Annotated in this window: 13 protein-coding genes and 1 pseudogene; 7 read left to right on the top strand and 7 right to left on the bottom strand. The window is 68.6% G+C overall.

Annotated elements, in window-relative coordinates; all coding sequences use genetic code 11:
* Positions 1-726 (bottom strand): annotated as a pseudogene (locus IBL26_RS09900) (TSCPD domain-containing protein); the annotation flags it as partial.
* A 279-nt stretch (positions 727-1,005) separates the two neighbouring features.
* Here IBL26_RS09900 and IBL26_RS09895 point away from each other — a divergent pair.
* The 7 genes from IBL26_RS09895 to IBL26_RS09865 all read left to right on the top strand — a co-directional run bounded on the left by IBL26_RS09895 (position 1,006) and on the right by IBL26_RS09865 (position 7,240).
* Positions 1,006-1,362: an NADH-ubiquinone oxidoreductase subunit NDUFA12 family protein gene (locus IBL26_RS09895; RefSeq protein ID WP_187784307.1), complete on the top strand. Its 357-nt coding sequence runs from the start codon at positions 1,006-1,008 to the stop codon at positions 1,360-1,362.
* A gap of 230 nt (positions 1,363-1,592) precedes the next feature.
* Complete coding sequence (mlaD, locus tag IBL26_RS09890; protein ID WP_187784306.1) at positions 1,593-2,153, top strand: outer membrane lipid asymmetry maintenance protein MlaD; 561 nt, start codon at positions 1,593-1,595, stop codon at positions 2,151-2,153.
* Complete coding sequence (locus IBL26_RS09885) at positions 2,150-2,389, top strand: hypothetical protein (protein ID WP_187784305.1); 240 nt, start codon at positions 2,150-2,152, stop codon at positions 2,387-2,389. Before mlaD ends, IBL26_RS09885 begins: the two co-directional genes overlap by 4 nt.
* A complete protein-coding gene (locus IBL26_RS09880) occupies positions 2,386-2,772 on the top strand; it encodes a DUF2155 domain-containing protein (protein WP_187784304.1) in 387 nt (128 codons plus the stop codon). Before IBL26_RS09885 ends, IBL26_RS09880 begins: the two co-directional genes overlap by 4 nt.
* Before the next feature lie 447 nt (positions 2,773-3,219).
* Positions 3,220-4,020, top strand: coding sequence for a trehalose-phosphatase (gene otsB / locus IBL26_RS09875; RefSeq protein ID WP_241749209.1), 801 nt, complete (start codon positions 3,220-3,222; stop codon positions 4,018-4,020).
* Positions 4,017-5,810 carry a glycoside hydrolase family 15 protein gene (locus tag IBL26_RS09870; RefSeq protein ID WP_187784303.1) on the top strand — a complete coding sequence of 598 codons (1,794 nt, stop codon included), beginning with the start codon at positions 4,017-4,019 and terminating at the stop codon, positions 5,808-5,810. Before otsB ends, IBL26_RS09870 begins: the two co-directional genes overlap by 4 nt.
* Positions 5,798-7,240 (top strand): alpha,alpha-trehalose-phosphate synthase (UDP-forming), encoded by a 1,443-nt coding sequence (locus IBL26_RS09865; protein WP_367615404.1) that lies wholly within the window; start codon positions 5,798-5,800, stop codon positions 7,238-7,240. Before IBL26_RS09870 ends, IBL26_RS09865 begins: the two co-directional genes overlap by 13 nt.
* A 285-nt stretch (positions 7,241-7,525) precedes the next feature.
* Here IBL26_RS09865 and IBL26_RS09860 read toward each other — a convergent pair whose 3' ends face one another.
* The 6 genes from IBL26_RS09860 to IBL26_RS09835 form a co-directional block, all read right to left on the bottom strand.
* Positions 7,526-8,248 carry an aspartyl/asparaginyl beta-hydroxylase domain-containing protein gene (locus tag IBL26_RS09860; protein WP_187784302.1) on the bottom strand — a complete coding sequence of 241 codons (723 nt, stop codon included), beginning with the start codon at positions 8,246-8,248 and terminating at the stop codon, positions 7,526-7,528.
* A gap of 89 nt (positions 8,249-8,337) precedes the next feature.
* Positions 8,338-9,843, bottom strand: a complete 1,506-nt coding sequence (locus IBL26_RS09855; RefSeq protein WP_187784301.1) for a serine hydrolase domain-containing protein — start codon at positions 9,841-9,843, stop codon at positions 8,338-8,340.
* 301 nt (positions 9,844-10,144) lie between these two features.
* The gene (locus IBL26_RS09850) at positions 10,145-11,740 is read right to left on the bottom strand and encodes an ABC transporter substrate-binding protein (protein WP_194443562.1); all 1,596 of its coding nucleotides are present in this window, start codon (positions 11,738-11,740) and stop codon (positions 10,145-10,147) included.
* A gap of 339 nt (positions 11,741-12,079) precedes the next feature.
* A complete protein-coding gene (gene rutA, locus IBL26_RS09845; RefSeq protein WP_187784300.1) occupies positions 12,080-13,171 on the bottom strand; it encodes a pyrimidine utilization protein A in 1,092 nt (363 codons plus the stop codon).
* A 373-nt stretch (positions 13,172-13,544) separates the two neighbouring features.
* Complete coding sequence (locus IBL26_RS09840; RefSeq protein ID WP_367615403.1) at positions 13,545-14,075, bottom strand: histidine phosphatase family protein; 531 nt, start codon at positions 14,073-14,075, stop codon at positions 13,545-13,547.
* 29 nt (positions 14,076-14,104) lie between these two features.
* The gene (locus IBL26_RS09835; protein ID WP_187784299.1) at positions 14,105-14,704 is read right to left on the bottom strand and encodes a hypothetical protein; all 600 of its coding nucleotides are present in this window, start codon (positions 14,702-14,704) and stop codon (positions 14,105-14,107) included.
* Positions 14,705-14,777: the final 73 nt, after the last annotated feature.

Raw genomic sequence — 14,777 nt, 5'->3', positions numbered from 1 at the left:
CGTCAGCGCCAGCAGGCCGGCGTGGCGCAGGCCGAAGCTGCGGCCGGCATCCTCCAGCGCCCGGCGGGCGGCGGCGGCGAGGCCGGGCACGGCGCAGGCGGCGGGCGGGGCGGGCCAGAACAGGCAGGCGGATTCGCGGGCGCCGAAGCGCTCGGCCAGCACGGCGCTGGCAGATTCGGCCGCGCCCCGGGTGAACGCGGTGATGCAGGCGGCGGCATCCCGCGCCTGGGGCGAGTCGTAGGCGAGGCCGAGGCCGGCGAGCAGGCCGGCGAGGTCGGCATAGCCGAGTCGCAGCACATGCGCCTTGCCGCCGGTCAGGATATCCAGCGCGCGGATGCCGGTGCCGATGGCGGCGGTGTAGCCGGGGATGTCGAACCCGCCGGCATCATCGAGGAAGGCGGGCAGGTTGAGCACGAAGCGCGGCTCGGGCTTCGAGTCGTTGCGCCAGACGCTGGCGCCGGGGGCGCCCCGGCGGGCGGCGAGCAGGGCACGGAGCGACTCGGCCAGCGGGGCCTGCTCCTCCTCCCGCAAGAGTGAGAGGCGCAGGCCGCGGGCCAGCAGGCGGGCGATCCAGGCCTCGGCCAGGCCGGGCAGCGAGGCGCCGCCCTGCCCTGGCGCCAGCGCGGCCAGGGCCATGCCGGCTTCGTCTTCCCAGGATGCGGGCAGGGCCACGGCGCGTGAGGGCGCGTCGGGGTCCGCCGCCGCGCGCATGCGCCGCAGCGCCATTCCAGACCAGATTGTGCCTGCCGTGAGTGCCATAGGTGCATGGTATGCGGTGGCCGCGCGGTGCGGAAGCCGTATCGGGGCGGAAATCGGACTCTTATCAGCGCGGTAAGCCCGGGTTGATACGCTACGACACAGCGGGAAGCGCAGCCCGGTCTTTCGCCCGGGCGCCGCATGTGCGAAGGAAGCACCCTGTAGAGCTTTGCAACCCGCCTGACCTTGTCCACCCGCGCCGTGAGCGACGCATCCTGTCCCCCCGTCTGCTATGGAACCGACCGCGTCATGTCCTTCCTGCATCGGCTGACCACCGGCTTCGCCGTCAGCGAGGTCGGTACCGACCGTTTTGGCAACACCTACTACGAGAGCAAGCGCGACTGGCTGAACTACGGCCGCAAGCGCCGCTACGTGATGTATGCCAAGGCGCCGGACCCGACCATGGTACCGCCCGAGTGGCATTGCTGGCTGCACCACGTGACCGACCAGCCGCTGTCCGAACAGAAGCGCTACCCGTGGCAGATGGAGCATGAGCCGAACCGCACCGGCACCGCCCTGGCCTACCGGCCGCCGGGCCATGACCATGCGGGCGGCCAGCGCCAGGTGGCGGCGGGCGACTACGAAGCCTGGACGCCCGGCGGCTGAGGCCATGCCGGGGGACCGGGGCAAGGCTGGCCTGGCCATCCATGCCCCGGGCTTCTCGCCCAGGCCGCGCCGGCCCGGGCAACCCAGGCGCTTGCCGCCTGTTGGGTCCATCCTGGACCCGGCCATTTTGGTCCATCCTGGACTGGGCTATTTGGCCCCTCCTGGACCGGGTCATTCCGGCCGCCGATCCGACCTTGCTCGCTGAACATTAGGTAGCTGAGACAACACACATGCAGCGCAGAAGCCTTGCCGAGATCCTGACCGGCGCCGTCGTGCTGCTGGTGGCCCTTGGCTTCCTGGTCTACGCGGTCGGCAATTCCGGCCGCAGCCTGGCCGGCACCAACGGCATCACCCTGACCGCGCGGTTCGACCGGATCGACGGGCTCCAGCCGGGCGCGGATGTGCGCATCGGCGGCGTCAAGGTCGGCAGCGTCGTTGGCCAGCATATCGACCCCACCACCTTCCTGGTGGTGCTGCAGATGCAGGTGGATGGCGCGCTGCGGCTGCCGACCGATACCTCGGCCGAGATCACCTCCGAGAGCCTGCTGGGGGGCAAGTACCTCTCCCTGGTGCCGGGCGGCGAGGACAAGACGCTGGGCAATGGCGATACCATCACCATTACCCAGTCGGCCGTCAGCCTCGAGTCGCTGCTGGGCCGCTTCATCTTCTCGGTGACGCAGATGAATGCGAACCGGGAAGAGGAAGGTCAGCAGCAGCAGGAAGGCGCCAACGCGCCGGTGGCACCCGCCCCTGCCCCGCGCGCGGCACCGCAAGGCGGCCGCACCCCGTGAGCCTGACGCCGCCTGACCTGTGGCCGGGAGCGGACGGCCAGCCCGTCGCCTGCCGCGAGAAGCTGAAGGTCCTGGCGGAAAACCACGCGGAGGCCACCCAGGTCCTGCGCGACGTGTTCGAGGATGCCGTGTTGATGGGCGTGGACGAAGCGGCGATGCGCCGCATCCTGACCGGGCTGGTGGAAAACCTGCCCTCCCCCCGCAAGCCCGCTGGCAGCCAGGGCGGCGCGGCATGAAGGCCGCCCGTTTCGCCCTGCTGGCTTCCCTGCTGCTCGGCGCCCCCGCCATCCATCCCGCCCAGGCGCAGATGGACCCGGGCTGGGACGCCAAGCGGGAAGCCGAGTTGCAGGCGCTGGACAAGGTGACGGCGCGCATCACCATCCTGAAGCTGCAGCTGAACCAGCCGATCACCTTTGGGACGCTGCGCATCACCGTGCGGGCCTGCAATGCCCGGCCCCCGGAAGAAGTGGCGGACGCCGCCGCCTGGCTGGAAGTGCAGGACACCCGCAACGATTCCGGCGGCAAGCCGGTGTTCCAGGGCTGGATGTTCGCCAACGCCCCCGGCATCGCGATGCTGGAGCACCCGGTCTACGATCTGCGCGTGCTGGAGTGCCGCTGAGGCACGACCGGGCGGCGGAGCGATCTGTTCCGGGCAGGTAGTTCGGAGAAGGCTGGGGAATGAATCCCCCATCAAACCTATAGGTTCGATCCTTCTTTCTTTTTGCGAGTTTGGCGTTTCGCTGCAGGCGCGGGCGGACGCTGTTTGATGATTTTAGATATCAGGCCACAAGGGCTGAACCCTCAGTCGTCCTAGGTCTAGAACCTCCGGCGCACCCAGCCGTCTTCCAAGACTGCGCCCTCAGCCGCCACACCCGCAAAACTCGAGGAAAGAAAAGAAGGGGTCCGGGGAATTCATTCCCCGGCCTTCCCTTCCTTCTCCCTCCGCCCATGCACCCCCTCCCAAAAACGTGACCCGTGGAAGCCCTGTGCGGGCAGCAGGCGGGATGGTGCGTGGTGGCGCTGAAGCTCTGCCATGGGGGTTTGCGAAGGGGCGGAAGACGGCCATATGCCTGGGATGACGCAGCAGACCGCCCCTTCCGACCTGCCGCCATTGCCCGACGCGCGGGCGGCTTTGTTCCTCGATTTTGATGGCACGCTGATCGACATCGCGGCGCGGCCCGATGCGGTGGTGGTGCCGCCGGACCTGCCGGTGTTGCTGGGCCGCCTGTCCGTGGCCCTGGGTGGCGCGGTGGCGATCGTCACCGGCCGGGGGCTGGAGGTCGCGCGCGCGCTGACCGGCGCGCCGGAGCCTTGCCCCTGGAGCTTTGCCGCCGAGCACGGGACGGTGCTGGCGGCTACGGCCGGCATTCCGCCCTTGCCGGAGCCGGAGGGGCCGCCGCCGGCATGGCGGGAGGCGGCCGCCGCCTTTGCCGCATCGCGGCCGGGGCTGCTGCTGGAAGAGAAGAAGTACGGCTTCGTGCTGCATTTCCGCGCGGTGCCGGAGCGGGCGGAGGAGACGACGGCCTTCCTGCGCGCGATGGCCGAGGGCTCGGCCTTCCAGGTGATCCCGGCGCATGCCGCGGCCGAGCTGCGGCCGAAGGGCAGCGACAAGGGCAGCGCGGTGGCGTGGATGATGCGCTACGCGCCCTTCGCCGGGCGGGTGCCGGTCTTCATCGGCGATGACGTGACGGATGAGGATGGCATGCGGGTGGCCCGTGCCCAGGGTGGCCAGGGCTACCGGGTGCCGGAGCGCTTCCCGGCCGGGCCGGCCGATGTGCGTGCCTGGCTGGCGCGGCTGGCGGCGCAGTTGGAGGCCGCCGGGCCCGCCGCGAATAGCGGCACCACCATCGCGGCCGGCGCCGCATGAGCCAGGCGCTGGATTTGGCGCCAGTCGGCAACGGCATCATCGCAGGGTTGTTCGACCGGTTGGGGCGGTGTTCCTGGCTGTGCTGGCCGCGCCTGGATGGCGACCCGGTGTTCTGCGCCCTGCTGGGCGGCGAGGAGCCGCAGGACGGCTTCATGGAGTGCGAGCTGATCGGCCTGCGTTCCAGCCGCCAGACCTATCACCGCAACACGGCGGTGCTGGAGACGATCCTGGAGGATGAGAAGGGCGGGCGGCTGCGCATCATCGACGCCGCGCCGCGCTTCCGCCGCTTCGGCCGCAGCTTCCGTCCGCCGATGCTGGTGCGGCGGATCGAGCCGCTCTCCGGCTCCCCACTGATCCGGCTGCGCATCCGGCCGAAGGGGAATTGGGGGCGGGAGGCGCCGATCCGGCGCTCCGGCTCCAACCACCTGCGGTACTTCACCGATACCTCGGCGTTGCGCGTGACCACCGATGCACCGCTGGCGTGCCTGGCCGAAGAGGCGCCGTTCCTGCTGGACCAGCCGGTCTCGCTGATCATCGGGCCGGACGAGACGGTGCCGGAGAACACCGATTCGCTGGTGCAGGAGTTCATCCGCGAGACCGAGGCCTATTGGCTGGACTGGTCCCGCGGGCTGCATTTGCCCTTCGAGTGGCAGGATGCGGTGATCCGCGCCGCGATCACGCTGAAGCTGTGCACGTTCGAGGAGACCGGGGCGATCGTGGCGGCGCTGACCACCTCGATCCCCGAGGCGCCGCATACGGAGCGGAACTGGGACTACCGGTATTGCTGGCTGCGGGATGCCTTCTTCACCGTGCAGGCGCTGAACCGGCTGGGCGCCACCCGCACCATGGAGGACTACATCCGCTACGTGACCAACGTGGTGGCGATCTCCCCCGGGGGCGTGTTGCGGCCGTGCTACCCGCTGGTGCCGTCCCTGCCGATGACCGAGCATATCGCCGAGGCGCTGCCGGGCTTCCTGGGCATGGGTCCGGTGCGCGTCGGCAACCAGGCGGCGGAGCAGATCCAGAACGATGTCTATGGCTCCGTCATCATGGCGGCGGCGCAGATGTTCTTCGACGAGCGGCTGCCGCGGCCGGCGGGGGAGCCGTTGTTCCGCCTGCTGGAGACGCTGGGCGAGCACGCGGAGAAGCTGGCGCTGCAGCCCGATGCCGGCATCTGGGAGTATCGGGGGCGGGAGCGGGTGCACACCTTCTCCGCCGCCATGTGCTGGGCCGGGCTGGCGCGGCTGGCGGGCATCGCCAAGCATCTGGGGCTGGAGACGGAGGCGGAGCGCTGGGCGGCTTCCGCCCGCAGCCTGCACGCGACGATCTGCGAGCGGGCCTTCCGGCCGGAGCTGAACAGTTTCGTCGAGAGCTTCGAATCGGACGGGATGGACGCAGCGCTGTTGCTGCTGGCCGAGATCGGCTTCGTGCCGGCCACCGATCCGCGCTTCCTGGGCACCTTGGACCGGGTGCGGGACAAGCTGCTGCATGAAGGTTTCATCTACCGGTACGACATGGCCGACGATTTCGGGAAACCCGAAACGGCCTTCCTCGTTTGTTCCTTTTGGTACGTTGACGCGCTTGCTGCGGCTGGCCGCACAGAAGAAGCGCGGTCCATGTTCGGGAGCATTCTGTCATGCCGGAATCATCTTGGGCTCTTGGCCGAGGATCTGGACCCGAAGCGGAATCACCTGTGGGGGAACTTCCCACAGACCTATTCGCACGTTGGCCTGATCCTTTCAGCGATGCGTTTGAGCCGTTCATGGGAGCACGGTCTGTGGGGCGATTAATCGTAGTTTCCAACCGCGTGGCCTTGCCGCGACGTGGGGAACCCACGGCGGGCGGGCTGGCGGTTGCGTTGAAGGATGTGCTGAAGACCAATGGCGGCCTGTGGTTCGGCTGGAGCGGGGATACGCTGAAAGGCCCCACCACCGGCGAGTTGAAGGCGATGCGCCACCAGGGCATCGACTACGCCACCATCGACCTGAACGAGAACGACTACAAAGGCTTCTACGCCGGCTATTCCAACAACATCCTCTGGCCGCTGTTCCATTTCCGGCTGGGCCTGCTGGAATACGACCGCAAGCAGGCCGAGGCATACCGGCGCGTCAACCGCGACTTCGCCAAGGCGCTGATGCCGCTGCTGGGGCCGGACGACACCATCTGGATTCATGACTACCAGCTGATTCCACTCGCGGCGGAATTGCGGGCGCTGGGCGCCAGGCAGCGCATCGGGTTCTTCCTGCACATCCCCTTCCCGCCCTGGGCCGTGTTCTCCGCCCTGCCGGATGCCGAGGTGCTGTTGCGGGACCTGTTGGCCTACGACCTGGTGGGCGTGCAGACGCGGCGGGATCTGGCCGGCATGGCGAACTCGCTGCAGGACGGCCTGGGGCTGGAGCTGGATGCCGGCGGCGGCGTCACCTCGCTGCGCGACGGTGTGAAGCGGCGGACGCAGCTCTCAGCCCACGCGATCGGTATCGATACCCGCGGCTTCGCCACCACCGCGCGCAAGGCCGCCTTCGGCACCGATGCGCAGCGGATGAAGGACAGCATGGGCGACCGGCAATTGATCGTCGGCGCGGAGCGGTTGGACTACACCAAGGGCCTGCCGCACCGGCTGCGCGGTTTTGGTGCTCTGCTGGCGAATTTCCCGGAGCACCTGAACCGCGTGACCTACCTGCAGGTGGCCGCCCGCAGCCGCAACGAGGTGGCGACCTACCGCGACCTGCGGCGGGAGCTGGACCAGCTGGCCGGGCGCATCAACGGCGACTATGCCGAGTTCGACTGGACGCCGGTGCGCTATGTGGCCCGCGCCGTGGCGCGCGACACCCTGGCCGGCTTTTACCGTGCCGCCGATGTGGGGCTGGTGACGCCGCTGCGCGACGGCATGAACCTGGTGGCGAAGGAATACGTCGCGGCCCAGGACCCGGAGAAGCCGGGCGTGCTGGTGCTGTCCTCCTTCGCCGGGGCGGCCGAGAGCATGGACGGCGCGCTGCTGGTGAACCCGCTGGACGCCGAGGCCATGGCGGAACAGCTGGACCGCGCGCTGAAGATGCCGCTGGGTGAGCGCAAGGAGCGCTGGGCCACGATGATGCAGGGGCTGGAGGAGCAGACTGCCTCGCGCTGGGCCGAGAACTTCCTGGCGGAGCTGGCCGAGCAGGACGTGGCGGAACCGCCGCCGGCGGTGGAGTTCACGGCGGCGGGGACGGTGCGGAACTAAGGCCCGGCGACGGGCGCGCAGGCGGTGTGAAGGACGGCTGGGGAAGGAATTCCCCAGGCCCCTTCTTTTTTCTGCGAGTCTGGGTTGGGGTGGGGAACCGAGGGCGGTTCTGGTGATGTTATCGATGGGTTGCGCGCGTTGATGGGTTGCGCGCGTTGAGGCGGCGGTCGCCGGAGGTCCAGGGTCTCCGGCGCAATCGGGCCGGGTCCTGCCCCTCCCCTGTCAAACTGGAAAAAAGAGGATGGGGTCTGGGGAATTCCTTCCCCAGCCTTGCTTCCTCCGCCCCTACTGGATGCGGGGTGTCGGCGTGACGTGCACCGGGTGGGACACGTTCAGCGGGTTGTTAATGATCAGGCCGCGATCGGGGTAGTAATCGACGAACAGGTTGATGCGGGCATTGCGGCCCTTGTTGCGGACCGAGTGGCGGACGCGGTTGTTGAAGTCATAGGCGTGGCCCATTTCCATGGTGAACTTGCGGCCGTCGATCTTGTACTCGACCGTGGGCGTGCTGCTCAGCGAGACGTGGATGCGGTGGGCACGGGTGGCCATGGCGTGGCCATCGACATGCGGGGCGATCTGGCCGCCGCCTTTCAGCCGGACCAGGGCGAGGCGGGAGATGACGCCACGGGGCGTCCGGAGCGGCGCGATGGCCTGCTGGATCACCGGCTCCAGCACATCCTTGAACTTCAGCCATTCCGGCATGGTGTAGATGGGCCAGAAGTCGGTGTCTTCCCGCGCGATGGGTAGGAACTTCTCCGGGTCGTGGCCCTTGGACTTGGCCCAGACATAGACCAGGTCCTCGAAGTGCTGGAGGTTACTGTTGGAGGCCGAGGGGTGCCATTCGGTCTTCATGACGATGTTGTCGGTGGCGGAATGCGCCTCGGACGCCAGGATGTCCTGGCGCATCGTGTTGCCGGTCCAGTCCTCTTCCGTCAGCGTCGTGAGTCGGGCGATGAGGTCCTTGACGTTGACGACCCCGAGATCTTTGAGTGGCGCTCCAATATCCATGGGGCTCCTCCGGTTTTTTCAAGTACCGGAGGGTTGCGCCTCTCGCCGCGGATGGTCAATCGGGCCTGCCCGCACAAGTTTATGACATTTCATTCACGTTCGTAATGTACGATCCGGCTGCGGTTGGCGGTCAAAGCCACGCCTGCGCCGTCGAACCGCAGCGAATACTGCTTGGGCCAGGGTCCATCCGCCGTCTCCGCCAGCAGGCGGCCTTCGCCGAGGGGGCGCAGGCTGGCGCGGGTGCGGGCGGGGCCGGTGCCCATGAACAGGCCGTCGCCCTCAATGTCGAAGCTGGCGTGGTAGTCCGGGCAGGACCAGCGGCCCTGGACCTGTTCCAGGATGCCGTCCGGGGCCACGGGCAGGAAGAAGCGGCGGACATGGCCGATTTCGCCTTCGATGCCGGCATCGGCGGCGCGGAGCCGCATGGGCAGGTGGGCGGAGAGGGAGACGGCCCAGCCATCGCCCGACTCGTACAGGGCTTCACTGGCGCCGAGGAAGCTGGCGGTGGTGCCCTTCACCTCCAGCCAGTGGCCGGTGCCGGGCTCGGCGTAGAGGCCTTCGGGCAGGCTGGCGGCGGCCGGCAGGGGCTGGTCCAGCAACGCGGCCAGGGTGCGCAGCGCCATGTTGTAGGAGGCCACGTCCTCCCGGTTCGCCACCACCACCACGCCGGCGCCGGCTTCGGGCGCCAGCAGCAGGTAGGTCTTGTAGCCGACATGGGAGCCACCGTGGCCGACCAGCGCGACCGACCCGAGCGTGGAGTGGGTAAGGCCGAGGCCGTAGCGCGTGGCGCGGCCGTCCGAGAGGTGGCGCAGCGCCGCCTGCTCGGCCAGCACGCCGGCGGCGGGGCCGTGATCGGCCAGCACGGCCTGGCCCCAGACGGCCAGGGCGCGGGCGCTGCCGGTGAGGCTGCCGGAGGCGGAGAGATGCAGGCCGGCGGTGGCCAGCTGCCAGCCCTCGCCGCCGCGCCAGTAGCCGGGGGCCAGGCCGGGCACGGTGTCGGCCCAGCGCTCCGGCGCGTGCCAGTCGATGCCGAGGGCGGGGGCGATCTCGGCCTGCAGGAAGTCCTCGAACCGGTGGCCCTGGCGGGCCAGGGCGGTCTCGACCAGCCGGTAGCCGGTGTTGGAGTAGGAGACCTCGGTCCCCGCCGGGAAGTTCAGCGCGCCCAGGCTGGCGATGAAGTCCAGCACCGGCGCCGCCTCGGTGACGGCGTGGTAGGGCAGGCCGAGCAGGCTGAGTGTTTCCCGCACATCCGGCAGGCCGCCGGTCATGTCCAGCGCCCGGCCGACGGTGACTTCGGCCATCGGGCCGCGCAGTTCCGGCAGGTGGCGGCCGAGCCGGTCCTCCAGCCCCACCTGCGCGCGGTGGTGGCGCTGCATGGCGGCCAGGACGTGCTTGGTGACGGAGGCGTAGCGGACCACCGTATCGGACGAGAACAGGGTACGCGTGGCCAGGTTCTCCAGCCCCGCGGCGACGGCGACGTGGATCTTGCGGGTGTCGAAGGCCAGGATGGCGCCGCCCGGCGCATCCCCCTCATTCCAGCCGGCCACCAGGGCGGAAGCGGCATCGGCGGCGGCGGACCAGTTGGCGGTGGGCATGAGGGGGTGGGCTCCGGATGGCGAGATGGGTTGGGTAGTTAAGGCTGGGGGAAGGAATTCCCCCAGGCCCCCATCTTCTTTTTTCGGGATTTGACGTGTGCTGGGGTGTTTTGGCTGGGGTCTGGGTGGGGTTGCTAGTGACGTTCGTTCAGTAGCTTGTGGTGTGAATAGATCACGCCCCGGCACCACTGGCGACCGGGGCTAATGCCCGCGTGGTCACGCGAGCGTCGCCGTCGGTCGCGGGCCCGGCCCCAGACTCGAAGACAGAAAGGGGGAATTCCTTCCCCCTGGCCTGTCCGCCTCACCCCTTCCGCGCGTCGGCGTAGGAATTGCTGTCCGGCAGGGTGCCGAGGCGGATGCCCTGCACGCCCTTGCGGCAGGCAGCGGTGTTGGTGGTCTGCAGCATGAAGACGAAGGGGCTCTGCTGCATGTGGTCCCGCTGCAGCTGGTCGTAGAGCGCCAGGCGCTTTGCGGAGTCGGCTTCCTTCAGCGCGTCCAGCGAGCGCTGGGTGAAGGCGGCATCGGACCAGGAGTTGCGCCAGGCAAGCGTGCGGTTGCGGGCGTTGGCGCCGTTATCCGGGTTGACGCAGAAGGCCTCGGCATTGGTGTTGGGGTCGAAGTAGTCGGCGCCCCAGGCGGTCAGCGCCATCTCGTGCTGTCGGGCGCGGGTCTTGGTCAGGACCTGGCGGTTCTCGCCCGGCAGCAGGCGCAGGCGGATGCCGATGGCGGCGAGGTCCGCCTGCAGCGCCTGGGCCATGTCCGGGTAGGGCTGGGCCGAGTAGTGGTCCATCACGATCTCGAACCCATCCGGCACGCCGGCTTCGGCCAGCAAAGCCTTGGCCTTGGCGATGTCCTTCTGGAAGGGCGTGTCCGTCACCGCCGAGGGGAAGCCGACGGGCAGGAAGCTCTGGTGGATGGCGTGGGTGAGCGAGACCAGGTTGGCCTGGATGCCGCGGTAGTCGATGGCCCACTTGATGGCCTGCCGCACCTGCGGCTTGGCCAGCTGCGGGTGGGTGACGTTGAGCTGGATCACCACCAGGGAGGCGGCGGCCTTGCGGACCAGGGCGTAGTTGTCGTCCCCCTGCAGGGCGCGCAGCTGCTCGGTGGTCAGGTTGCGGGCGATGTCGGCGTCCCCATTGCGGAGCAGCAGGAGCTGGGCGGAGGGGTCGACCACATGGCGCAGGACGATGCGGCGGATGGGGCCGCGCTTGGCCTGGGCGGGGCTGGCTTCCAGCATCGCGCTTTCACTGGCCTTCCAGCTGCGCATCACCCAGCCGCCGGAGCCGGCGGAGTTGTTCCTGAGCCAGCCATTGCCGAGATCGTCGCCCTGGGCGTTGGCCAGCACCACCTTCTTTTCCACCACCGAGCCGACATTGGCGGAGAGGCAGTACAGCGCGAAGGCAGGGGATGCGGTGCCGTCCAGCTCCACCACCAGGGTGCGGGGGCCGGTGGCGCGGATGCGCTGCTCCACATTCTGCTTGGTGAAGCCGAACTGGTTGATGATGAAGGCCGGGCTCTTGTCCAGCTTCACGGCGCGGGCGAGGGAGAAGGCCACGTCCTCCGCCGTCACCGCAGCGCCGGAGGAGAAGGCGGCATCGGATTTCAGCGTGAAGGTGATGGTCTTGCGGTCGTCCGAGACGGTCCAGGATTCGGCGAGGTCGCCGTAGAGCTCCTCGGGCTTCTCAGGGTTCGGGCGGACCAGCTTCTGGTACATGTTGCCGGCGATCTCGGCCGCCACGGCCTCGAAGCTCTCCTGCGGGTCCAGGCTGGTCACGTTGTCCAGCTGCTGCGCCACCACCAGGACGTTGCCGGGCGTCGCGGCACTGGCACGGGACAGCGCGTCATAGCTGAAGAATGAGGCCGCCGAGGCCAGGGCCAGGAAGCTGCGCCGGTCCATGATGGGGTGTTCCTTTGTCTCTCCCGCCGGAGGAGTGGCAGGTCGGGCTGGGGTATACGCCTGCACGGGGTGGCGCCAAAGAGGGGCTGGGGGGAAGGCCGGAGGGAGAATGAATTCTCCCTCCGGACCTGCCTCTTCTTCTTTTTGCGAGCTTGGGTGGGGCGGGGTGCCGATGGGCGCGCCGTTCGGCGGAGGAATTTTGTTCAACAGGGAGAGGTGGGTGGCGACCCTAGCGCCGGATGCTCGACCCCTCCCCTGATGCGAACAGGCGCGCTGGGGCTGCGCTCAAAACCGCAGAAAAAAGATGGGGGTTCGGGGGAATTCCTTCCCCCGACCTTCTCACCCCACCTCAGCCAGTTCCGCCGCCACATGCTGGCGGGAGCGCATCAGCGGCTGGATGCGTTGGCCGAAATCCTCGATGCCCTGGATGAAGTCATCGAAGGTCAGCATGACGCCAGCGAGGCCGGGCACTTCCGCCAGTTCGTCCATCATGCGGGCGACGGAGGCGTAGGAGCCGACCAGGGTGCCCATGTTCAGGTTGATGGCGCCTTCCGGCAGCGCATACTGGCGGACATTGGTATCGTCGCCCGAGCGCTTGTCGGCCGAGGTCTGGCCGGCCATCCAGGCGATGGCCTCGGTATCGGCGCCTTCCTTGTAGTGTTCCCACTTGGCGCGGGCGGCCTCGTCCGTCTCGTCCGCGATGATCATGAACAGAGCGAAGGAGCCGACGTCCCGCCCGGTCTGCCGGGTGGCGGCTTGCACCCGCGCGGTGACGGCGGAGACCGCCTTCGGGGTGTTCACGCCCTGGCCTATGCAGAAATTATAGTCCGCGTGCTTGGCCATGAATTCCAGCCCGGCCTGGCTCTGCCCGGCGCAAACCACCTTGATGCCCTGCTGCGGCAGCGGGCTGAGGCGGCAATCCTCCATCTGGAAGAAATCACCGCGGAAGTCGGACTGGCCGGTGGTCCACAGATCCTCCAGCACCTGCGCGTATTCGGACAGATGCTCATATCGGCGGCTGTAGTGCTCATCGCCCGGCCAGAGGCCCATCTGCGAGTATTCCGGGCGCTGCCAGCCGGTGATGAGATTCACGCCGAAGCGCCCGGGGGCGATGGAATCGATCGTGGTGGCCATGCGCGCGACGATCGCCGGCGGCAACACCAACGACGCGGCGGTGGCGAACAGCTTGATGCGGTCGGTGACAGCGGCCAACCCCGCCATCAGCGTAAATGATTCCAGGTTGTGGTCCCAGAACTCGGTCTTGCCGCCGAAGCCACGCAACTTGATCATCGAAAGCAGGAAATCGAACCCATAGTGCTCGGCACGCTGGGCGATCTGCTTGTTCATCGCGAAGCTTGGCTTGTACTGCGGTGCGTTGGTGGAAATCAGCCAACCATTGTTACCGATGGGGATGAAAACGCCGATGTCCATTCCGCCTGGCTCCTTGCACGGGGGTTCTTGGGCGGAACGGCAAGCAAGGATCGCGCCAGAGGGAGTGGGGTGGTCAGAGGAAGGATTCGGGAGAGGAAAGGCCGGGGAAAGAATTCCCCGGACCCCTTCTTTTTTCTGCGAGTTTGGCAAAGCGCTGCAGGACCAAGAGCGGACGCTTCTGATGATATTTAAAATGGGCCACGTGGGCTGAACCCTCAGTCGCCGGAGGTCTATGACCTCCGGCGCACCCAGCCGTCTCTCACGCCCAACCCACCAACAGCCACATCCGCATGAACTCGAAAAAAGAAGAAGGGGTCCGGGGAATTCTTTCCCCGGCCTTGCTTCCCTTCGCCTTCCCTTCCCGCCAGCACCTTCAGGCCGGTGGCAGGGGAATCCAGGCGCTGGGGGGTTCGCCGGGTTGGGCGGTGAAGCGGCAGCCGGGCTGGGGCTGGTCCCAGCTGCGGGCGATGGGGGCGCGGGACAGGTGGGCGCGCAGCAGGGCGCCGACGCCGCCATGGGCGATGACGGCGACGGGGCCGGGTGGCGCGGCGGACAGCACGTCGGTGATGGCGGCGGCGATGCGGGACTGGGCGTCGATGGCGCGTTCCCAGCCGCGGATGCTGGTTTCGGGCTGGGCGAAGAAGGCGTCGGCCACTTGCTGGAATTCGGCTTCGGGCAGGTAACCGGTGGCGCTGCGGTCGTTCTCGCCCAGGCCGGGATGGACGTGGACGGGCAGGCCGAGCCGGGCGGCGAGGATGCCGGCGCCTTCGATGGCCTTGGCTTCGGTGCTGGCCCAGATGCTGGCGAGGCTGGCCATCTCCGGCAGGGCGGCCAGGGCGCGCATGCGGGCGATGCCGCGTGGGGACAGCACCCAGCGCGGCACGGGCACCCCGGGGTCGATCACGACCTCGGGGTGGGTGATGAAGTGCAGGGTCAGCGGGGGCCGCGGCGGCGGTTGGCGGCCAGTTCGTCCGGGCTGAGGACGAAGCCGATCAACACGTTGCGGCGGGCGGCCTCGGCCGGGGTGCCGGCCAGGGTGATGCTGATTTCCTCGCCCCGGCTGGTGACCTTGGCGACGTTGGGCGGGAACTCGACGCGGAGCGTGTAGGCGGCGCGGGAGAGTACCTGGTCGTTATCCCCCACCACAGCCACCATGTAGGGAATGTCGGCCGTCGGGCCGGCGGAGGCCGGGCCACGCTCGGCGGTGAAGTTCGGGGTCAGGGTGACGACCAGCCCGTCCCGCTTGGGGGCGTAGTCGCACTTGGCCTGGAAGCCGGAGATCGAGGCATTGACCACCAGCGCCGTCAGATCCGCCTGGGAGCCCTGGCGGAAGCGGGTGAGATCGGCGGCGTCCGAGATGATGCCGACATTCGGGCAGGGGGCCGTGGCGTGGGCCATCAGGTCCCGCACATTGTCCCCGCCGCAGGCCGTGAGGGCGAGCGGCAGGGCCAGCAGGGCCACGCCCCGCATGCGGCCGATTCCCCGCCCCGTCTCCCGCTTCGCCCAGTTCAGAAGGTTCCGCGCCTTGACCATGCTGCCACTCTTCCCCTTAGTGCGGCCGGATGGATGGTGGGCGACCGTGCCCCCCGCCGCATCGCCGCGACCG

The sequence above is a fragment of the Teichococcus aerophilus genome, assembly GCF_014490485.1.
In the GTDB taxonomy this organism is placed as follows: Bacteria; Pseudomonadota; Alphaproteobacteria; order Acetobacterales; family Acetobacteraceae; genus Pseudoroseomonas; species Pseudoroseomonas aerophila.
Note: the sequence above shows the minus strand (reverse complement) of the source record. Positions and strands in the feature narration are given on the sequence as shown.

Bases quoted from the DNA above. Each gene is read 5' to 3' on its own strand.
- IBL26_RS09895 (WP_187784307.1), top strand. From the start codon at position 1,006: ATGTCCTTCCTGCATCGGCTGACCACCGGCTTCGCCGTCAGCGAGGTC.
- mlaD (WP_187784306.1), top strand. From the start codon at position 1,593: ATGCAGCGCAGAAGCCTTGCCGAGATCCTGACCGGCGCCGTCGTGCTG.
- IBL26_RS09880 (WP_187784304.1), top strand. From the start codon at position 2,386: ATGAAGGCCGCCCGTTTCGCCCTGCTGGCTTCCCTGCTGCTCGGCGCC.
- otsB (WP_241749209.1), top strand. From the start codon at position 3,220: ATGCCTGGGATGACGCAGCAGACCGCCCCTTCCGACCTGCCGCCATTG.
- IBL26_RS09870 (WP_187784303.1), top strand. From the start codon at position 4,017: ATGAGCCAGGCGCTGGATTTGGCGCCAGTCGGCAACGGCATCATCGCA.
- IBL26_RS09860 (WP_187784302.1), bottom strand. From the start codon at position 8,248: ATGGATATTGGAGCGCCACTCAAAGATCTCGGGGTCGTCAACGTCAAG.
- IBL26_RS09855 (WP_187784301.1), bottom strand. From the start codon at position 9,843: ATGCCCACCGCCAACTGGTCCGCCGCCGCCGATGCCGCTTCCGCCCTG.
- IBL26_RS09850 (WP_194443562.1), bottom strand. From the start codon at position 11,740: ATGGACCGGCGCAGCTTCCTGGCCCTGGCCTCGGCGGCCTCATTCTTC.
- rutA (WP_187784300.1), bottom strand. From the start codon at position 13,171: ATGGACATCGGCGTTTTCATCCCCATCGGTAACAATGGTTGGCTGATT.
- IBL26_RS09835 (WP_187784299.1), bottom strand. From the start codon at position 14,704: ATGGTCAAGGCGCGGAACCTTCTGAACTGGGCGAAGCGGGAGACGGGG.